The organism is Campylobacter sp. RM5063, from assembly GCF_024723655.1.
Lineage (GTDB): Bacteria > Campylobacterota > Campylobacteria > Campylobacterales > Campylobacteraceae > Campylobacter_D > Campylobacter_D lari_D.
This window is the reverse complement of the sequence record NZ_JANQDA010000044.1, coordinates 1-2,442: the sequence shown is the minus strand read 5'-3', so window position 1 is coordinate 2,442 and position 2,442 is coordinate 1. Positions and strand designations below refer to the sequence as shown.

Here is a 2,442-nt window from a genome sequence, read left to right as displayed (position 1 = left end):
AAAAATACACCCCTCCACTTAAATACAATTTCATTCTATGCTCATCATCGTATTTATATTGATGAACTGCTCTTGCTGCATCAAGCTTTATATAATACTCATTAGCTTTATTATAAAGTATTTGTAAGCCTACTGCATCTAAAAAATGCTCATCTGTTAATCTATCCCCTGAAGCTTTTTCATACCAAGCATAACCTACATCATAAAAGGGAGTAAAATAAAAATTAGTATTTGGTATATTTATTCTTATACCAAAGTTAGCTACTATGGTATTATCTCCATCACCTTCTCCATTATCATAAGCTCTTACTCCATAAGCTCCACCTAAAGATGAACTTTCAGAAGAATCTAATTCAAAATTTCCTAATACCTTTTGATAGTTTATATTTAAAGTATGAGTAATGTATTCATTAATACTATAATAATTATTCAAACTAGCATTGAGTTTTCTAAACCAACCAAAGCCTTTGCCTCCACTTTTAGAGGTATCTCCAAATATAGTAGTACCATCATCATTAACCTTACCTATGCTTATCTTAGCACTATAACTTAAGGTATTATTCTCAAATCCTCTAAATAAACCTTCTAAACCCATACTACCTACATTAGAATGTTTATTAATACTATAATCTTCAAATATGTTTGAAAAAGGTTCATCTTTTAATATCTTATGATAAATACTAGAAGTAAAGTATAAAGATGAATTAGTATTAATCCATACAGGATAAGAAAAGTCTATACCGAAATTTCTAGAAGTACCGCTAAAGCCAACTTCTTTATAATCTCCACCTAAAGAATAAGATCCTTGAGATATGCTTGGAGTAATTTTTAAATTTCCTAAAAAGAAAGTATAACTTGCTCCATAGTTAATTTGTTTTTCATTGCTTGATTGTAAGTAAAAATTATAATAATCTCCCATATTAAGTATAGAATTAAATCCCATACTAATACCAGCTCTAATATCCCCTGCACTTTTAATACCATAATTATCAGCATATAATAATACATTAGCCTTAGTATCAGGAACTACTTCTATAACTATATCAGTTTCTCCTACATTCTCTCCTGCTTGTAAGCCTGCTAGGGTTTGTACTCCATACATTTCATTGACTTTATATACACTATCTTCTATTAATTTAGTAGAGATGATTTTACCTTTGATTCTTTCATTAAGCTTACTTTCAATAAAATGATCTTTTATAGTAGTTTTATTCTTTATTATATACTTACCTAATGTTCCTAAGGCTATGTTTATTTGCACACTATCTTCAAATTCTTGTTGGGGCACATAAGCTGTTGCAGCAGGATAGCCATTAACTTGGAAATAATAAGCAATAATAGATATATCTTGTAAATCTTGCAAGCTAAATTTTCTAGTGCTAAACTCACTAATGAGTATTTGTAAATCTTCTTCTTTAATACCTAGCTTTTCAAAGCTAGTGTTTTCATTAGTGATGATGAATTTGTATTTGGTTATTACTTCTTTAGTGGTGGTAGTATTAGTTTGATTACTTGAGTTAGTAGAGTTATTATTAGAACTATTGTTTGTTTGATTATTTGGATTACTTGTATTATTGTTGGTATTGGTTTGATTGTTTAATTTGGTAGTGTTGTTATTAAAACTATGATTGTTTGAAGCATTATTGGTATTAAAGCTATTATTAGTTGAATTAAAATTATTGTTTGTTTGATTATTTATACTAGAGTTAGTGTTAGCTTTGTCATTGTTTGTGTTAGTGTTAGTTTGGTTATTTAGGTTGGTAGTGTTGTTATTAGTTTGATTGTTAGTTTCCTCATTAGTTTCATCTTCTTGATTTAGTTTTTCTTTTAAGGCTTTCTTTTTTTCTTCAAAGTCTTTTTTAGCTTCTTGGCTTTTTTTATAATCATCTTTAGTTTTTAAATTTTCTTTGATAGCTTTGTTTTGAGGGAGATTTCTATCAGGAGATAATTCTATAACCTTTTCTATATCATTTTTAGCTATGATAATACTTCCATTATTAGCATAGACTAAAGAGCTAATTGCTATAGTGCTAAGTAAAAGTTTTTTCATACTTATTTTTTCCTTTTAATGATGTATTTTAATTTCAAGTTTTTGTTTTTCAATATTTATATTGATTAATTAAAATATTTTTAATATGAGTATATTCATTAATATACTCATTATATACACTAGGATAAATCCTAGTGTTTAGTGTTTAATTTTTTATGTATCAAAGCTGTAGATTATAATCCCCCAACTACACAAGGATTCATAGTTTTATAATTATCACTGACTATGCAAGTTTTACTTTTTTGTACTAAAGAAGTTTCATCTATTTCTTCAGTTTCTTCTTCTTCATTTAAAGTTTCATTACCTATAGAATTAAAAGTAGAACTTTGTTCAAATGCTAAAGAATCATCAGGTTTATTATCAATTGGTGGTTCTACTGGGTCAATAGGTTT

1 protein-coding gene and 1 pseudogene are annotated in these 2,442 nt (G+C 27.4%); both read right to left on the bottom strand.

Annotation, left to right across the window (positions count from 1 at the left end; genetic code table 11):
• A partial coding sequence (locus tag CAMP5063_RS08210) for a ShlB/FhaC/HecB family hemolysin secretion/activation protein (RefSeq protein WP_337195154.1) occupies window positions 1-2,050 on the bottom strand: 2,050 nt, incomplete at its 3' end.
• Between the two features lie 173 nt (window positions 2,051-2,223).
• Window positions 2,224-2,442, bottom strand: a pseudogene (locus tag CAMP5063_RS08205) (hypothetical protein); the annotation flags it as partial.